We start from the raw sequence: 17,024 nt of genomic DNA, 5'->3' as shown, positions 1-17,024 counted from the left end.
AGCGGCGCGTCAGCGCTACCTCTGCGTTTCAAAAATAACTAACATTAGCCCCCTAAACCAACGCCTACCTACCCTTGAAGCTGCATCAAATAATAAGCCATGGGAATAATTCCAAAGGAACCCACCTGCATCGACATCACCGTCGCCGCCAGACGAGGATGCTTCGGCTTTAATAAACCTGCTATCAAAAAAGCTTTGCGGTAAGGAATCAACTCTCGTTTGCACAAGATAAAGGATTCAATTAAAACCGTAGCGACTAACGGTAATCCATACCCGTAAATCAACGACATAGCCGGAAGCGTAATTAAACCAGAGGCGAAGAAGAATCCTTGATGCAAGCCACCGCAAGCCATGGCGGGTTATGTGTACACGAGGGTTCTTGTTTGGAATTGCTAATAGACAAGCTTACGCATGTGATTCGCCAACACCAAGGGATGTCTTGGGAAGCTTTGGAGGAACTGCACTCTCAAAGGAAAGGTTGAAACGGGCGAGGTGTTTGAGCAACGGGTGCGACTACATCATGAAGGTCAAGAATTGGTGGTGCGTCGAGTGCTAGGGCGATCGCACTTCTCAAGTCTATCCCTCGGTTTAAGTTAAGTCTATCTCCAGATGTAGTCTCCTGTTTGGCACTCCCTTAACGTCTGTATTAAGAACACAGATGTCGAGAAATAGAGAGCCCCATGGTGTGGCACAGGCGTAGAAGTAAGCAGAATCTCCAAGTCATCCCTTTGCTAATAGGGGTGTTGCTAGCATTTGTCTTGCTGTTTGCCTCTACGCCAAAAATGGCTCAATCTTCTGATTCTGAACTCCCTCATAATACAGAAACAGGAATCCCCGATTGGGAGCAAATTGGCTTTAACGATTTTCCCCCAATTCAAAGTTCTGGGGCAATCAAACAACTGGGACGGCAATGGTTTGCAGGTCAAACTCCTGACCAATTCCTAACCCTGGAAGACTTAAGTCGCTCATTGGCTCCGGAGGAATTCAGCCTTGCACAAATTAGCCAGATTTCCCAACTCAATCTTGATAATGTCGCCCTCAGTGAGTTTTCCCTAGCGACAAATGCAACCCTCGAACAGCTAAAGGACGCCGTTCCTCATTTGAGCGATTTCCCAGTCAAGGATATTGAGCCAATCTCATTTTTAGCTGCTCAAATAGGTGTTGACATCTCGACTCCGCTCGATGTTAAAGCCGAGCGGAGTCGAGGCTTTAACTTTGCCGATTCCGACATCTCCCTTGGAGAAGCACTGGCACAATCGGAGCGGCTAGCCGATTCACGCCTAATTGAACTCGGAAATTCCTTATCCTCTTTCTCGATTAGCGAAATTCCCAATTTAGATAAGGCGCAGCTTCAAGATTTAGCTGGGTGGGAAAAAAACAAGCTCTCAGAAGTTCCTGGATTAAGTGATGTCCCCCTGAATTCCTTCCCCAATTCCCTGAACTTAGGGGGAGCCATCATGAGAATTGACATGGTGTATGGTACAGCGGAAACTAGTCGGGATAATACCATTTCTGGGGGTGACGCCCCAGTTAAATGTGCTGATCCTGATCAAGATTGTGCTTATATCGAACTCGATGACTTAGAGAACTCCGGACGAGCGCAACGAGGAGCATCCGAGGGTAAGCAGTGGATTTCGGGAAAATACCAAGCTGTCAAAGGCGGTAGCGGTTGTTTGCAGGTTGTCAATGGCGGGAAAGAACCAACGGGGCGATTTCCCTTTGGGGATGCCTTCAAGGTGGTGGTGATGGAGCCGGATGAAACCACTGATGAAGTGGATACAGCTTTATTTTTCCGGTTTTGCACCCTCTGTGGCTGCACCCCCTACTTCCTTGGACCGATTCCGTTTTTATCCTATAGCGTCAACGATAATATTTTCATCGGTATGGAGCCGGGAGGGGAACCCAGCGGGTATTCAGAGCCGTGGGAACTTGGTGATCCACCCGCTAGCCTCGATGCTCAACTTGAAGCCGCTCTAGCAGCAGCGGGAGTTAGTCCCTGTCCAGCCGGGTTTTCAGCTAAAGGTGGTGGTTCCGCACCCGCCTCTTTTGCCAGTGGCAAAGCCGTAGACAGAGCGATCGCGGCAGCTCCCGCCCACCTGCACAAGTATGCTGCGGAGTCAATCCCCCGCCTGATTGCAGCGGCTAAAGCTGAAGGAGTCACCGATCCAGCTCAGGTTGCTTATATCCTAGCCACGGCTGAAACTGAAACCTTACTTGGACGCTATACCCACGAGCTATCGGCAACTCGCCACTTATCCACTCGCAATATCGGCGATGGTGCGGGAAGCCAACATTACGGGCGTGGACTAGTGCAACTTACGGGAGAGGATAACTATCGCAAAGCCAGCCATCACTTTGGCGTTGATTTTGTTAACAACCCTGATTTAGCCGCCTCGCCGGAATACGATGCCCTCATCGCTGTCTGGGGCATGAAATCAGGCGTCTTTACTGGACGAGCGCTCAGTGACTATATCGATAGTAGTGCAGGTCTTGCCAATTTTGTGGGTGCCAGGTGGATCGTCAACGACCAGGATAAGGCATCTCAAATCGCTGCTGATGCCCGACGCTACTATCAGGCACTCAAAGGCACAGATATTGCAGCGGTTGAAACCACTACTCAAGAAAAGCAAACAGAACCGCCTGAAACTACCTCTGATGCAAAACAGGATAGCCAACCCAACTCTACTGATGCTGATACCCGTCAACCGGAAAAAGCTGCCGAAGCTATTACCCAAGAATTTGCACCCACTCTCCCAAGCTGCTCCCCCACCTACGGCGGCAACTTCACCCCAGGAGACGGCGTGGTTACTGGAAATTTTGTGATGCCCACCCAAGGGCATCTCACCAGTCCTTACGGTTGGCGAATTCACCCTCTCAAAGGTACGCGCAAATTCCACAAGGGCATTGACTTAGCCCCTCCTAAAGGAACTGCGGTTGTTGCGGCTGACGGCGGTGAAGTCATTAAGGTCATCACAGGCTGTAGCGATGGCACCGGACTCGATCCTTGTGGCGGTGGCTGGGGCAATCAAGTTTGGATTCGTCACAGCAATGGACTTGTGACCCAGTATAACCACCTGGCAGCCAGCTCAGTTCGTGTCCGTCAGGGGATGGCAGTCTCTCAAGGGCAGCAAATCGCTGGGGTGGGCAGTTCTGGCTATAGCACTGGTCCCCACCTTGATTTCATGGTTCGCAAAAACGGGAAACATACCAATCCGGCTCCCTACCTTCCACTATAAGGAGAAGCAAATGAAAACTCAATGGTTAAAACTGACTGGCTTGTTCTTAATCGCTGCCCTTGTCGCCCTTGTTGTCGGCAGTGGATTCGCTCTTAATCAAAACAATAATACTACCGTTGCGTCCAACTCATCCCCAACTCCTGTTTCAGAATCCAAACCGGTCTTTCTAGACATTGCTCAACTTCCTGATGAGCTAACCCCTTGTCTGAGAAATCGCTCTGTTAGTCAGTATCTTCTTTGGGGTGAGAGTGGCAACTATCAGCTCATTTCACTACAAGAAGATAACCAGTGGTGGGATACAATTGCGGCGATTAAAGAAACGTCCTGCCAGCTTTTGATTCCGAAAGAGGAGTCTTTATTAAAGGCGCTGAGTGCCTACGTTCCTGAAGCTGTTGCCCTTGATTTAGCCAGACAACGCTATAAAAAAGCCATTGAATTGGCAGGAGGGTTAGAAGCCTTTCGTTCCGATTTTATCGCTCATGCCAGCGACCCAACTACTGACGTTTACTTACCCGCAGAATATGTGCAAGCTTTAGAAGAGTTGGGAATTCAAGTTCCTGACAACCTTATTGTTGTTGGAGTTGAAGGAGTTAACCAAGAATGAACCTAACAACCTTACTCTTTGTGGTTCTTTTATCAATAGGTTTAGTCTTCAGCAGTTGTGCCGATAAAAACAAAAACCATTCAGGGATTAAATCTGAAGCTGAAGAAGCCACGAAAATTACTTTATCTGAAGAAGCTGTGGCTCCTTGGCATGATTTCTTTTATTATGTCCGCCCTCAACTTGAACTCAATGAAGTCCCGCTGCGATTACCCAGCTATATTCCACCGAGTAATCAGCAAGTCGGAAAAGAAGGATTGGTGGCACAACTTATTCAGGGAACCTCGGAAAAAGCCCAGTACAAAATTGTCATCGCTTCCCCCAATTGTGGGGATGTGGTTGCTTGTCGGTATGCCTCAATTGAAGGCTTTAAAACAAATGCCAATACTCCCTCACTTGATGCCGAACTTGAAGCGTGGAAAAGTTCTGACTTGGAATTTTCTCAACGCGCTCCCTCTCCCCCAAGTACCGTCGAATTGGCACAGGGTATCCAAGGCTATTTCTTCCCTTGGTTTGTTGGAGCCTATTTGACTGAAGCCAAGGTGGTTTGGCTCGAAGGAGAGTATCGCTATGAAGTTGGAGTTAAGGGAGCCTCCAAACAAGAGATGATCCAAATGGCAAATTCAGCAATTGAAAATCCCGATGGGCGTGTTCCTAATCTCTAATTAAGGCAGAAGGCAGTGGTTCGACAGGACTTCGGCGTGAGCGCGGTTCCTGAGCTTGCCGAAGGGCAGTCGAACGCTCACCAATCGGGCAGAGGGCAGAAGGCAGAAGGAGAAATAAAATTTTCATCTCTCTCTAATAACTATGTGGTACAAGTGGCAAAAATTAACAGGGTTGAGTTTATTTGCATTAAGCATTTGCTTGGTTATTGTGATAGGATTACCACCGGATAATGCACGTTCATTTATAGCTAAATCCTCTATCCCTACAGAAATATTGGGAGATAACACCGATACGACTGAAGACCCGATTTTAATTCCAGCGTGGCATCAAATTGGTCTGAGGGATTTACCACCTATTCAGAGTTCTGGTGAAGCTTTGGGTAGAACTTGGCGCAAGGGTCAAACTCCTGATTGGTTCCTGACATTAGGAGATTTGGCTAATGCCCTAGAGGTTCAAGTATTAAGCCTTGAAAGCATTGAAACTCACCTTGAGGAAGACTTGAGCGAAACGAGATTATCTAGTTTTCCTTTAGCGGCTCAACAAACATTGGGATGGCTGGCTGATACTGTTCCTGGGATGAGGACACAAGTCATTCATACTAGCGCTTTATTACAAGAGTTGGTGCAGCACAAGGCTAATACACTTGAGCCGGAAATAACACTCGGACAACTTCTCCAAACTCACCCACTTTTACGGAAGGTTCAGCTTAATGAGATTAATTTAGCCCCTTATCAAGTTGGAGATATTCCCAATCTAATGGGTATTCCCCTCGAAAAGTTTGAAGGGTGGAAGCAGGTTTTGGTTAAAGATGTTCCTGGCTTAGCCAACTTACCCTTGGGCAAATATCCAATTCCTGTTGAGCCAAGAGGGGATTTAGCGATGAAAATTGTTGAAGTTGATAAGAATCCGACAACCCTGATTAAGAACACACTTTCTGGTTCATCGACTTATGGGTTTAATGTTCCCTGCTCTGAGGGAAATTGTCAGTCCATTAAGTTGTCCAAACTCCCGGCGGAAGATGAAGACGAGACTGGGAATTTTTATTATTGGGTTGGTGGCGGCTCTCAGCAGCTTGAGGGGGGCTATGGTTGCTTGAAGGGGGGGCAAGAACCCACGGGACGGCATCCTTTTGGAGAGGCTTTTAAGGTTGTCTTGACTCGCTTAGAAGAGGGGCAAGTTGACACAGCGCTGTATTTTCGCTGGGTTAATGACTGTGGAGCTACGCCTTATCAAATTGGTCCGGTTCCGTTGCTGACCTATAGCCAGGATTCTACCATCTTTATCGGCAGAGAGCCGCGTTACCAGGAGCGAGATTTGGCAGAAATCACACCGGATATTGAGCGGGCTTCCCCCAGTCAAACCTGTGAGCTTTCGCCCTCTGAAACATCGGAGCTATCTCTGGCATTTAACGGGATTGAGGTTCGCACCGCGACCAAGGCGATCGCTTCTTTTTTTGAACTCTCTGGCTTTGATTATGACTCAATTGGGGCGTATGGATGTGATGCCAACAGAAACTGCGGACGGCGGCTTGGTAAGTATGGGCATCATAGTTCTAATTTACCCGCAGAAGTTGTCAGTCCCCAATGGTTAGCCAAGGTCAATGCTGGTCACTCCGTTGATACGTCAGCGTTGCTTGACCATTTCCCTCCTTTAGAGCAAGATGCGCGACTATTTGAGCAAGTTGGCTCAATTCTCAAACAACTCAGTCAGAAGACAGAACTCAGTACAGGTCATCCCTTTGAGCAAAAACGCTTACTTTTTCAGCTCGTCTACAGCTATTTAGGTGGAATTGGAGCCGACGCTCAGAACTCTTCATACTTAACTGCCATTAACACATCTGACTCTTTAGAGGATGCAGCCATTAAGGTTAGCCAAATTTATTTTGAGGAAGCCGTAGACAAAAACAAGTGCAATGATTAAGAAAATTTTGCCACTGGTCAATTGGTTTAGGGTAGGGCTGGCGATCGCTTTAGCAACGACCTCCCTAATCGGATTATTCGGATGTGCGGCTTCTCCTTCTGTGGCATGGAAATCCCAAAACGCTTTACCCGAATCGGTTGTCACCCAAATCATTTCAGATTATACAAAAGCCGACCCTGAGCCAATACGCTCCCAGCTTAAAGTTTGGCAGGTCAAGGGCAGCCAGAACAACCGTTTAGCGATCGTGAATTTCAACCACCCTGATTTGTGCGGGGCGTGGGGATGCTTGTATGTCGGGCTATGGATGCAGGGAGATTCTTTAGTCAAGCCCGTTTTTGAACATTATTTAGACCCCCATGTTCCACCAGAACGACAGTTATTTACTCCGTTATCTAAGGAACAAACCGAGCCGCAGCCCTTACCCTGTGTTCGCACTTGGCAGCCAGCAATAAAGGGCTATTTCAAACGCCTCGATCTGTGTTTTAACCGCAGCAACGAAGACTATCAAGTCAAACGATCAAGTACTGAAGCAATCTAGTTAATCATGTTGACATTTAACCCGATCTTAGCTACTGCCCAGGAGGAGCAAGACTCATCTCCAGTGGGCATCGATCCCGTTGGACTTCTCAAGCAATTTAATAACCCTGAAGGCTACATGATGCTCTTCGTCTTCCTGGTTCTGCTCATCCTTTCCAGATTTGCTGGCTCCTCCTCTAAAATTACCTCTGGCAGAATCGCCGGGGGGTCAGAAAAGCTTGCTGCCACCAATAAAGCCATTCAGCAGCGCCGTGCTAGAACGAATAAAGTTACCCTGTGGTGTGGCGAACCCCGCTACTGGTTGGGGGGAAAGCTGAAAAATTGGAGCGCCAGAATACAGGCACTATTCGGTCAACCCTCAACCCTTTGGCTTCCCGATATGCAACGCTCCATGCTGGTGATTGGTCAACCGGGAAGTGGTAAGTCTTTCTCCACTATCGATCCAGCGATTGAAAGCGCTATGCAGCAGGGGCTTCCGATTCTGCTTTACGATAAAAAGGGCGATCAGCTTCAGTTGCACGGCTCCCAAGCCGCACGGTACGGTTATAAAATCTATGTGTTTGCGCCGGGGGAGAAGTACAGCGATTCATTCAACATTTTTAACTACCTCACCGGACCCGAAGACGGCACTATGGCTGGGGAAATTGCCTCGGTGATTAATGCCAATGCCCAGAAGCCGGGAGAAAAAGGAGATGCATTTTTCTCGAAAGCCGGAGCATTACTCTCGAAAGCCTTAATTCAGCTTGTTAAATCTTACCCCGATCCGCACTATCATGATTTAGCGATGCTCTATGGGATTATCCGTCTTCCTGATTTGGTTGAACGCCTTGATTATGGGGTGCAATCGGGTCGGATTAATCAGTGGGTTGCCACTTCCTTCAATCAGTTTTTGAGTGCCAAACACGCAAAGAAGACAATCTCCGGTATCCTCACAACCGCCAGCGCCACATTCAGCAGTTTTATTCAACGTGATTTGCTACCCTCACTGATGGGAGCCTCTAGTATTCCCCCAAAAATCGAAGGCAAGACGTTGGTGGTGTTTAAGTTGGATGATGAACGCCGCCACGTCGTCGGTCCAGTGGTGGCGGCGGCAATTCACATGATGGTGGTGAAGAATTTGTCTTTTAAGCGCCAGGAGGGGTTAATTGTTAGCCTGGATGAGCTGCCCTCGATTCGCCTTTCTAACGTTCCGCAGTGGGTCAACGAATATCGCTCGAATGGCGGCTGTTTTATTCTGGGGATTCAGTCGTTGCAACAGCTCTATGAGGGGTATGGCGATAAGATGGGTAAGGCGATCGCTTCTGCCTGCTCGACCCATGTTCTGTTTAATCCGGGTACGAATGACACCGCCAAGCAGTACTCGGAGCGCTACGGGGATAAAGAAGTTACCCATAAAACTAAATCGACTAGCCACAGCAAAGGAAGTCGTTCTACAAGCTGGTCGGAGCATCGCCAAAAAGTACCCCTATTTACCATTGATCAGATATTAGGGCTTCCCCAAGGGCGCTGCATTGTCTCCAATCCAGCTTATGGCAGCTTTACACGCACATTGGTTCCTTACCCGTTGAAAATTCTTATCCCCAACCAGCAGATTGAGCGCTGGCACAAGAGCGAGGCGCTGTGGGATGAACAGGTGCGCCCTGCTTTGGAGCAACGGCAAGCCAAATTTACACCAACTGAGGAGGAACTTTTAGCTGCCATTGAGGCACGAATTGAGATAGCACGACAATGGTTGCCTATGCCACCGGATGATGAGGAATCAGGCAAAGGGAAAGCTTCAGAGGGTAAGGAGAATTCTCAGAAGAGTCCGCAAGAGAAACAGGATTTGTTTTCGCGCTACATTTAGGGGTTTATGTACATTAAAGAGCTGTGTTCAAAGGGAATAGGGAATATCTGGTTTTTTTCCTTTCTGCCCTTGGGCTTAGCACGATTCTTCCCTTTGAGAGATTGAGAGACAGTAATCCTTTAGGACGATGAGATATTACAGAAGATAGATTACAAAAATCACTATGGCAGAAGAAACAAAATCGGTAGTTTTGCTTGCCAAGGGAAGATTAATTGAGCGCGAATCTACAGATATCGTAACGCTATTTTTTAAGCAGGGTTTGGTTACGCAGGTAGTCCGGAATGGGCGAGAGGTACTCCACCTTATTTCGGAAAGGGAAACCTCTCTCCCCTTGGTCATCGCAGACATTCAGCTCTCCGGTATTGATGGCTATGAACTTTGCCAAAAAATTAACGCTTTATTCGAGCCTGCACCTAGAGTTATCCTGGTAGGTCAAAACACGGAACTTGACCACAATTGGACTCTTGGGGTCGGGGGATATTTTCTCCCTTGTCCAATTGACACCGAAAAATTGCTGAAATTGGTCTACGCCTGCCTCAGTCCCCGGCGACAATCTCGTGATTTCTTGCAGCAAGCCAGCTAATCATAAATCACCATTAGTCCGGGAGAGCCGTTATGTGTCACGGTTTTCACTTTATGTGCAAACCGACAAGAGTCACGCGGCGGGAGCGCGGTTGAGGTCTCTCCTTGTAAGATAATGTTCTCTTATTTTACATGGTGGGGGGTAGCTTCTAGGGGACAATAGAAACGGCGATGGACGCGATCGCTCCTGAGAAAAATGCCAGCTCAACCTGATTCGTCTTCCCCTAGCCCTCAAACGCCAGCACCGATAAAGAGTGCTGGTCTGATTGATTTGCGGTATGTGCGGGTTGAGGAATTTTTAAAAGCGCGATCGCTAACTGCCAACAGCCAAAAAGCTTACCGTCGGGAACTGCGACGCTTTTTGGCGTGGACGGAGCGCCCCTGGAGCCAAATTACACCCCGACAAATTGTTCAGTACAAAGAACACTTGGAAAAATCGTTAGCAGAAAGCTCAGTCAACCGGGCGCTTTCTGCCCTGAAAAGTTTTTTTGGCTGGCTGCTGGCGGCGTATCCAGACAGTCTTGCCACCAATCCCACCTCCTCTGTAGCGTTGAACAAATTGCCATCACCGCCAGCGTTTGACCTCTTGGAGTCTGAGGTGGAGGCGCTTGTCGCCGCTGTGGAGCAACTTCTACCAGAGCGCCAGTATCGGGAAACAGCCCTAGTAGCGGTGTTGTTACATGGGTTACGGGCAGGAGAAGTGGCAGCCCTCAATCTGGGAGACTATGACGGGATACGCTTGACGATTCGCCAAGGGAAAGACGATAGCGGCGGCACTGTTCCCCTCAATCGACAAGCCCGCGAGTGTCTCAATGCTTACCTAAAGGAGCGACGGCACTTGGGAGAGCGCTACGCTAAGCATCGTCCGCTATTTTTGTCTCAAAGTCCAGTTCCCGGTAAAGGAGAACGGCTGGGATATCAGGGGATTTATTACACGATTAAGGGGTTGGGGCAATTGGCGGGAATTGAGAACCTGACGCCGCATCGCTTGAGGCATACTTATGCTACAAAGCTGTTATTGAAGGGCATCGACAGCTTGCACGCTCGAACTCTAACTCGTCACAAGTCAGAGGCTAATTTCAAGCGCTATGCCAAACGTGCTCTATCGGCGGCGGCGGAGCGTGCTTTTTATGAGGCGATCGGGGAAGAACCGCCAACTCTTTGAGTGACGAACAATAGCTGAACTTCTGTTAGAGTGTAACTCACTCCCCTATTTTTTGATAACGTTTACTAAATTTGTGACGAGCGAACAACTCAAGCTTTTAGAGGAGTTGCAAGAGTGAGCCGAATTATTGCCTTATTTAATCAGTCGGGGGGCGTGGGCAAAAGTACGTTGACGATGAACCTCGGCTACCACCTACAACAGCGCCAGCACCGTGTCCTTCTGGTAGACATAGACCCTCAAGGGTCACTGACACTTTTCATGGGATTGGAACCATCTGAGCTGACGGAAACTATCTACGATTCCGTGATTGCCGATCGCCCCTTACCCATCCACCCCAACATTCACGGCATGGATTTGGTTCCCGCCAATATCAAATTAAGCGGTGCTGAGTTAGAGCTGGTAATGGCAGATATGCGGGATATCCGTCTCCGGGACGCCCTCAAGCCCGTACACGAGCAATATGACTTTATCCTGATTGACTGCCCTCCTTCCCTCGGTTTGCTGAGTTACATTAGTTTGGTGAGTGCAACTCATGTCCTGGTACCCATCCAAACTCAGTACAAAGCCTTCTGCGGCACCGAACTTCTCCTTTCAACAGTGGCACGGGTGAAGTCGAGAGCCAACCGTCAGCTAGAAATCGCAGGCTTTGTCCCCTCCATGTATGCCAAATCCAACTCCCAGGATGTACGAGCTTTGCAAGCGATCAACGAGCAAATGTCTCAGTTTGGCAAAGTCTTTCCACCTATCCCTCGCTCTACAGCTCTCGCCGATGCGGCTGAGGCTCATGTCCCCCTAGCAGATTACAACAAAAAACATCCCGCTCTTGCCACGTTGCAGCAAATTGCTGGAGCTATGGAGGGTTTGAAATGAAGTCTAAAGTGAGTCAACCCTACCGCCAAATCAAAGGTCTTGGTCTAGATGCTTTGTTTGCAGACGCTCCAACAACTGGGGAATCGGTGGCAATAGAGGCGATTAAGTTACCCCAACAGCAACCCCGACGTTACTTTGACCCACAAAAGTTGCAGCAGTTGGTGCAGTCAGTAAAGGAGCATGGCATCTTAGAGCCACTGTTGGTACGACGCTTGAGTGAGGGAGTGTATGAGTTGGTTGCAGGGGAACGACGTTACCGAGCTGCTCTAGAAGTGGGACTGACTAATGTGCCAGTCGTGGTGCGGCAACTGAGTGACGAGGAGGCTTTGCAGTTAGCTCTGATTGAAAACCTCCACCGGGAAGATCTCAACCCGGTGGAGGAGACGGAAGGGGTTTTACAGCTCATTGCCCTCAAACTGGGACAGTCAACGTCGGCAGCGATTAAGATTCTGCACCGAATGCAGAATGAGACGGAAGGAAAAGTTACGCATAACGTTATGGGTAAGGCTGAAGCTCAGGTCATCCAAGACATCTTTACTGGATTAGGGCTGATGACCTGGGAATCTTTTGTGAAGAATCGGCTGCCACTGCTCAATCTGCCCCAAGAGGTGATGGAGGCTTTGCGGAAGGGAGAGATTGCTTACACCAAAGCCCAGGTTATCGCTCGCGTGAAAGACCCCGAATCGCGCCTCGCGTTGTTGGAGACAGCTATACAAGAAGATTTGTCTCTCTCTCAGATAAAAGAGCGCATTAAGGCTGAACAAAAAGCGCCGGAACAGCCGCCTTTAAAGAAGCAGATGGATGCAACATACCGTCGTCTTCAAAAAGCTAAGTTTTGGGAAGATCCCAAAAAGCGATCGCGCCTAGAGGCATTGCTGGAGGAGATGGAAGCGATACTTGCTGCAGAATAGCGAAGAGGGGTGAGCCTTGTATCAAGTCATCAAACAAACCTTAGCTTTCTCGAAGCAACCGCAGTGCAAATACGACACTTAACACAAGTGATGCCAAATCCTGTTCTTTCTGAAATTGGTTGCATTCACTCTACCACAGGCTCAAGAGTACCGACCCATTCCCAGAACAGCGGGTCTACCTGTTCCAAATGAGCAAAGGCATCACCACATTGCTCCTCTAGCTGAAACAAGGCAATCCATCGTTCCTCAACAGACAGACGCTTGAGAACGCACCGAACCGTTTGTACTCCATAAGAAATCGCTTCCAACAGAAGCCTTGCAGCACCCTTTAAACGAAAAGGTGACGGGTCATTTTGCGGCAACTCATGTTCTGTTGCCTCCAGTACCTCCAGCACCTGGGGCAGCAACCCACAAACTTGCTCCCAGTAATCCCTTGGCAGTGCCGCTATCACCAACTCCCCCCGACTCTCGGCTTCACAAAACCGTTCAAGAACCTCTTGAGCTGAACTGAACGCCTCTGCCCCGGTTTGCAAGTCAGCCAGAAATAAATGGCAGAACACCAAATCTTCACTTGGGGAGCGCCCGGAGTTGCCCCTTACCTCTACAGGCTGGGCAGGAATGGGCGCTCCGGGTGTGGGGTGTGGGGTGGCTTCGCCTGGAGGAGTGTTCATGTCCATACCCCCTTTATCTTTATATATATATATATTAAGGGGGGTGGACACGGTTTCTGGGTCAGGTGAAGCTGTGGCTTTGGTAGTGGCAACGGTGTCTGCCTCGCCAGAGTGAAACTCTCGCGTCGCTGCTTGATGCTGTGCCGCCAGACTATCTCGCTGGCTCCACTGCTGGAAAATATCAAAGCGGTTATCCTTCACCAGGACTCCCCCATAGACCCGAACTCGCTCAAGGGTAGACCCGTAGCGTCCTAGATATTCCAGCTTTAAGTCACACTTCCCCAGCAGCTTTTGAACAATGGCGATGGGAGTATCTTTTTCACTAATCCTCAGACCCAAAATGCACTCAATCAGCCAGGATATTTGCAGGGCTTTTTGCGCCAGCTCCACGATAGTAGGAGAAACACTACTGACTTCTAGGGTGGGGTCAAGCAGCTCCAATATGCCCAAAAACTCCAGCACCCGCACCGCCGCACCCCACTGGCTATAGGCAAAGTCGGGAGTCCACAAAGCGCCCTCTCCCTGTTGAATGTATCGCTGGGCAACGGCTAAATCTCTTGACTCTAGATAAGGCTTACCCATAGTCAGGAAATAATGCAGGCGTATTTTGGCATACCAGCCATCGTCATCAAACTCAACCAGGGAAGGGGAGAACTCTTCTAGACCATAGCGACGGACAAGCTGACCTTTATGATAGGCAATACGTTCCTGTTGGGTTCGGGAACGCTTAGATGCTAATTGCTGGTAGTCATTATCATCGGGGTTAGGGGCTTGGGTTACGTCTTGACAATATTGCTGATAAAGTTGGTCGCGAGTGGCTTTGATTTGTTGATGAAGCGGCTGGACAGAAGAAGGCAGAAGGTTCTGGTCAGAATCTGTAGGAATAATCCGATGTCCTTCTTCAATGAGTCCTTCTAGAACCGACTCTTTGTAGGCATTCATCCCCTGATTGATGCGGGCAGCGAACCGCGCCCAAGTGGTTAAGGATATCGGTTGGAAATTGGTATTGATGTCTTCAGGTAATTCGCAGGTGAGTAACAGTTGCAGGTGGGCGGCAACAGAGGAATGCTGTGACGCTAGCAGGGACTTGACTGAGGTCGAACCATTGCCGATTTTACCGATGCCCCTGGAGGCAAGCCAGATAAATCTGGGAACGGCTTCTCGCAGGCGAGACAGGAATTGCCGGAAGGAATTTTCGGGCTGAACTCCCAAACCAATGCCCCAGACGGAGGTAAAATGTCCTCGGATATCAATACTCACTCCTGTCTCAATCGCCGGACTAGCTAGTACGATGTCGTAGTTGAGTAAAATCTCGTTGAGAGAGGCGATTGACCCGTAGGCGGGGTGGAGAGGATCTGAGACGGATTCTGCATCAATCCTTAAGATGCGTTTGTCGGGGAACAGTTGCTGGAGTTGAGCTTCAAGGACGAGGGTACTCCATTTACTTTTAGCTTTCTGAGAGGATAAGCAGACCATGGGTTTGCCCCCGGCTTCAATATGATTGCACAGAGCTTTAACTAAATCCGTTGGGTTGTTGCCGCCAAAGACATAGCAGTCATAGCAGTCCGATTCTTGGGTGCAGGTGTGCAACGCCAGCCAGGGCTGCACTTTTATCCCGGCTAGAGAGATAACGTAATCAATGGAGTAGTCACTTAAATCGGCATCGCTTAAGAAAACTTTGCCTTCTGTTTCAGGGGATAGAGCGTTAGTGACTAGGGTTTTGAGGTTTTTAAGGATTTCAACTCGGTGGCGCTTGACTTCAGTGGAGGCGTTGAGCAAATGCCAGAACACTTGCTCACATTCGTCGATGATAATGAGGGCATTTTCCCACTGTTCAGGCTTGAATTTTGCTAAGCTTTGAGCGTGCATTGAGTCAACGCAAAGCCCGTAGCCGAATACGCCTTGGGTGTCGCTGGTGCGAACGTCTTCTAGGTAATCGATGCCGAAGCGCTCACATAAAGCCCGTGCTAATTGTCGTCGATGGCTGATGACTAGGACTTTCTGACCTGAATAGATGGCATTGAGCACTTGTCTAACCAGCCATTCGGTTTTGCCTGTGCCTTTTGGAGCTTTTAAGCAGATGAGTTTGGCGTTGCTGGGCGCGGTGAAGTTACTGAGGTATTTTTGGGTGGGGTCGTGATGAAAGCTAATGGGGTAGGTAAGCTGGCGATATTGAATAGCCTGCCAGCGATGCAGGCTTTTGGCTTCATTAAACTGATGGTGAAAGGTGGAAGCGCCGTGAGCGGCGATGAGTTCGTCTACCCCTTTCTCTGGGTAGCCTTCCCAGTCAATAACATAGCAGTGGCAGCCCTTTTGGGTGAATAACCAGGCAGTTTTAGCGATCGCGGTTTTGACGGAGGCGCGGGTACTCGGCTTAGAATCGTTATCGAAGGCAAAGTAAATCTTTCTGCCGGGAGTGGCAAAGACTTGCAGTTGTTCGATTAGATGAGTTTTGCCTGTGGGGAATCCAAATGCATCTTTTTGTTGACGATAGCCGTTGAAGATTCCTGGCAGGGCAAGGCAAGCATAGCCGACAGTGAGGATGGCTCCGCCTTTCTTGGCTCCTTCCGTGAGGATCAGGGGTACGTCTTTGTTTTCAATCACCCATTGCCAGAAATGAATGGCTTCGATGGGGGATGGCAGGGGTACACCGCACCGAGAAGCTATCTCCTGCCAGATGTGCTGGGGGACTCGTAGGGCGAAAATTTCTGTGGAAACTCTGGCGGGATGCTCGTATTTGATGGGCTTGTTTTTGCTAGTATCAATCCTCGGATGGTCGGGTTTTATCGAACCCCACTCACTCTCCGATTGCAGATTGAGGACATCAATTCCCCGCACTGCCCAATTTTCAGTTAAGTTTCCATACAGGTAAATCCACTTGTCTCGCAATCTGCCATCATTGCGGCGTTCACTTTTTGGTAAACCGTAGCACAGAAAAGAATAGGGGTCTACGTTGGAGCGCACGTTGAGGGCGATGATGTCGGCATCGACCTGGCTTTCTCTCCATTCGTTCCAGTGATCTGAACAAATGTAATCGGGGCGTTTCATGGCTGGCTTCCTGAATGACGGTGTGACAACAGGAGCCGGAACCGTTGAGTGTGGCTGTCTTTGGGCTAAGGACGAAGGATTTTATTTATAAATCTTTACATTCACCCGTCTAAAGACGAGCAAAGGAATTGACGACCTTTTCTCACATCCTGTTATGATGGACGTAAGAAAATAGACAGCAGCCACCGATAGGTTCTGCTTTAAGTGAAGGGTCAAGTCGCCAAACTATCTGCTTCACGGAAAGCCAGAAACCTAGAGGTTCCGCTCCTATGGGTTATAGGCTCTGTTAACTGGCTCACCGAGCCATTTTAAGTTAACTCATCTCCATCCACCTCCTTGAGTGTGGTAAATGCTCGCTCCGCAAGCGGGTTGGAATTCTACCATGATAATAAACTGCTTCGGGCGCTGAGAAGTCGGATTTCGGCGCTTTTTGCAGTGTAAATCTTTGTAACGGATGCATTGCCAAGTGTGATCACTTTTTGTTTTGGTTGTTTAGGTCTTGAGAGTAAGAGAATGACTGCTCTGCTAATTTGGCTCCTTTAGCGACTATTCGTAGTAGGTCTGGTAGTTCTAGTCCGTTCATCCACTGCAGAACCTGCTCAACTGTGGTATTGAGTTCAGCAGATTTAGAAGAAGGCTGAGCTATTTCGGGTGGCAAAGATAAGCGCAGGTATTCTTCGAGGCTGTACTGACCGTTTAGGTAAAGCAGCAATTGATCTACTCCAGTGCCACAAAAGCTAGCCAACTTTTCAGCATTGTCCATTCCCAAATTGCCTTTCTTGTTCTCCCATCCATTCCAAGCCGAAGGAGACACACCTACCTGCGGGGTGAATTTGCGTAGAGGTTTACTGCCCCTAAGTTTTCGGCAGAGCATGGATAGCCGCTCTTGAGCTTGAGGAGTCAATTCCAGACACTTGTTTAGACCTCCAATCAGATTAACACGGGTCATTAACCGTCCTCTTGTTTATTTT

At 48.9% G+C, this 17,024-nt stretch carries 13 protein-coding genes; 10 read left to right on the top strand and 3 right to left on the bottom strand.

The genetic code is table 11. From position 1 onward, the window contains the following. Positions 1–68: 68 nt before the first annotated feature. Positions 69–353, bottom strand: coding sequence for a hypothetical protein (locus tag IQ257_RS06725; protein ID WP_193872348.1), 285 nt, complete (start codon positions 351–353; stop codon positions 69–71). Positions 354–782: 429 nt separating this feature from the next. On the opposite strand from IQ257_RS06725, the gene IQ257_RS06720 reads away from it, so the two are divergent. The 10 genes from IQ257_RS06720 to IQ257_RS06675 all read left to right on the top strand — a co-directional run bounded on the left by IQ257_RS06720 (position 783) and on the right by IQ257_RS06675 (position 12,334). Beyond that, positions 783–3,236 carry a peptidoglycan DD-metalloendopeptidase family protein gene (locus tag IQ257_RS06720; RefSeq protein WP_193872346.1) on the top strand — a complete coding sequence of 818 codons (2,454 nt, stop codon included), beginning with the start codon at positions 783–785 and terminating at the stop codon, positions 3,234–3,236. A gap of 10 nt (positions 3,237–3,246) precedes the next feature. Beyond that, the gene (locus IQ257_RS06715; RefSeq protein ID WP_193872345.1) at positions 3,247–3,840 is read left to right on the top strand and encodes a hypothetical protein; all 594 of its coding nucleotides are present in this window, start codon (positions 3,247–3,249) and stop codon (positions 3,838–3,840) included. Further along, complete coding sequence (locus IQ257_RS06710) at positions 3,837–4,502, top strand: hypothetical protein (RefSeq protein WP_193872343.1); 666 nt, start codon at positions 3,837–3,839, stop codon at positions 4,500–4,502. The genes IQ257_RS06715 and IQ257_RS06710 overlap by 4 nt, the downstream gene beginning before the upstream one ends. Before the next feature lie 142 nt (positions 4,503–4,644). After that, positions 4,645–6,423 carry a hypothetical protein gene (locus IQ257_RS06705; RefSeq protein WP_193872341.1) on the top strand — a complete coding sequence of 593 codons (1,779 nt, stop codon included), beginning with the start codon at positions 4,645–4,647 and terminating at the stop codon, positions 6,421–6,423. Further along, positions 6,416–6,961: a hypothetical protein gene (locus tag IQ257_RS06700; protein ID WP_193872339.1), complete on the top strand. Its 546-nt coding sequence runs from the start codon at positions 6,416–6,418 to the stop codon at positions 6,959–6,961. The genes IQ257_RS06705 and IQ257_RS06700 overlap by 8 nt, the downstream gene beginning before the upstream one ends. Positions 6,962–6,967: 6 nt before the next feature. After that, positions 6,968–8,806 (top strand): type IV secretory system conjugative DNA transfer family protein, encoded by a 1,839-nt coding sequence (locus tag IQ257_RS06695; RefSeq protein WP_193872337.1) that lies wholly within the window; start codon positions 6,968–6,970, stop codon positions 8,804–8,806. Between the two features lie 163 nt (positions 8,807–8,969). After that, complete coding sequence (locus IQ257_RS06690; protein WP_193872335.1) at positions 8,970–9,389, top strand: response regulator; 420 nt, start codon at positions 8,970–8,972, stop codon at positions 9,387–9,389. A 195-nt stretch (positions 9,390–9,584) separates the two neighbouring features. Then, positions 9,585–10,553, top strand: a complete 969-nt coding sequence (locus IQ257_RS06685) for a tyrosine-type recombinase/integrase (RefSeq protein ID WP_193872333.1) — start codon at positions 9,585–9,587, stop codon at positions 10,551–10,553. Positions 10,554–10,667: 114 nt separating this feature from the next. Further along, positions 10,668–11,423 (top strand): ParA family protein, encoded by a 756-nt coding sequence (locus IQ257_RS06680; protein ID WP_193872331.1) that lies wholly within the window; start codon positions 10,668–10,670, stop codon positions 11,421–11,423. Next, the gene (locus tag IQ257_RS06675; protein ID WP_193872329.1) at positions 11,420–12,334 is read left to right on the top strand and encodes a ParB/RepB/Spo0J family partition protein; all 915 of its coding nucleotides are present in this window, start codon (positions 11,420–11,422) and stop codon (positions 12,332–12,334) included. Before IQ257_RS06680 ends, IQ257_RS06675 begins: the two co-directional genes overlap by 4 nt. Positions 12,335–12,459: 125 nt before the next feature. Here IQ257_RS06675 and IQ257_RS06670 read toward each other — a convergent pair whose 3' ends face one another. Then, on the bottom strand, positions 12,460–16,053 hold the full coding sequence (locus IQ257_RS06670) for a plasmid replication protein, CyRepA1 family (RefSeq protein ID WP_193872328.1): 3,594 nt from the start codon (positions 16,051–16,053) through the stop codon (positions 12,460–12,462). Between the two features lie 472 nt (positions 16,054–16,525). Continuing rightward, positions 16,526–17,002 (bottom strand): helix-turn-helix domain-containing protein, encoded by a 477-nt coding sequence (locus IQ257_RS06665; RefSeq protein ID WP_193872327.1) that lies wholly within the window; start codon positions 17,000–17,002, stop codon positions 16,526–16,528. Positions 17,003–17,024 lie beyond the last annotated feature (22 nt).

Origin of the sequence: Coleofasciculus sp. LEGE 07092 (assembly GCF_015207375.1) — a bacterium.
Lineage (GTDB): Bacteria > Cyanobacteriota > Cyanobacteriia > Cyanobacteriales > Coleofasciculaceae > LEGE-07092.
This window is presented reverse-complemented; position numbering and strand designations above follow the sequence as displayed.

Bases quoted from the DNA above. Each gene is read 5' to 3' on its own strand.
- IQ257_RS06695 (WP_193872337.1), top strand. From the start codon at position 6,968: ATGTTGACATTTAACCCGATCTTAGCTACTGCCCAGGAGGAGCAAGAC.
- IQ257_RS06725 (WP_193872348.1), bottom strand. From the start codon at position 353: ATGGCTTGCGGTGGCTTGCATCAAGGATTCTTCTTCGCCTCTGGTTTA.
- IQ257_RS06685 (WP_193872333.1), top strand. From the start codon at position 9,585: ATGCCAGCTCAACCTGATTCGTCTTCCCCTAGCCCTCAAACGCCAGCA.
- IQ257_RS06715 (WP_193872345.1), top strand. From the start codon at position 3,247: ATGAAAACTCAATGGTTAAAACTGACTGGCTTGTTCTTAATCGCTGCC.
- IQ257_RS06705 (WP_193872341.1), top strand. From the start codon at position 4,645: ATGTGGTACAAGTGGCAAAAATTAACAGGGTTGAGTTTATTTGCATTA.
- IQ257_RS06665 (WP_193872327.1), bottom strand. From the start codon at position 17,002: ATGACCCGTGTTAATCTGATTGGAGGTCTAAACAAGTGTCTGGAATTG.
- IQ257_RS06700 (WP_193872339.1), top strand. From the start codon at position 6,416: ATGATTAAGAAAATTTTGCCACTGGTCAATTGGTTTAGGGTAGGGCTG.
- IQ257_RS06720 (WP_193872346.1), top strand. From the start codon at position 783: ATGGCTCAATCTTCTGATTCTGAACTCCCTCATAATACAGAAACAGGA.
- IQ257_RS06675 (WP_193872329.1), top strand. From the start codon at position 11,420: ATGAAGTCTAAAGTGAGTCAACCCTACCGCCAAATCAAAGGTCTTGGT.
- IQ257_RS06670 (WP_193872328.1), bottom strand. From the start codon at position 16,053: ATGAAACGCCCCGATTACATTTGTTCAGATCACTGGAACGAATGGAGA.
- IQ257_RS06690 (WP_193872335.1), top strand. From the start codon at position 8,970: ATGGCAGAAGAAACAAAATCGGTAGTTTTGCTTGCCAAGGGAAGATTA.
- IQ257_RS06710 (WP_193872343.1), top strand. From the start codon at position 3,837: ATGAACCTAACAACCTTACTCTTTGTGGTTCTTTTATCAATAGGTTTA.